1 protein-coding gene is annotated in these 305 nt (G+C 64.9%); it reads left to right on the forward strand.

The window, feature by feature from the left end; translation table 11 throughout:
- Nucleotides 1-305: PAS domain-containing protein (locus GBG68_RS14025; RefSeq protein WP_152148402.1), on the forward strand; the 305-nt coding region annotated here is incomplete at both ends.

Here is a 305-nt window from a genome sequence, read left to right on the forward strand (position 1 = left end):
TCACCTACGTCAACGAAGCGTTCTGCCAGGTGTCGGGTTACCGTCCGTCGGAGATGCTGGGCCAGGCCCACAACGTCATCCGTCACCCGGACATGCCCGCGCCGCTGTTCCGGAATCTCTGGGATACCCTCAAGGCCGGGCGGCCCTGGATGGGGGTGGTGAAGAACCGCTGCAAGAACGGCGATTACTCTTGGGTGAGCGCCTATGTCTCGCCCCTGTTCGAGCACGGGGAGTGGGTGGGATATCAGTCCGTTCGCACCCGGGCCAGCGCCGAGCAGATTGCCCGGGCGCAGAAGCTCTACGCG

It is taken from the genome of Alkalilimnicola sp. S0819, assembly GCF_009295635.1.
In the GTDB taxonomy this organism is placed as follows: Bacteria; Pseudomonadota; Gammaproteobacteria; order Nitrococcales; family WHIW01; genus S0819.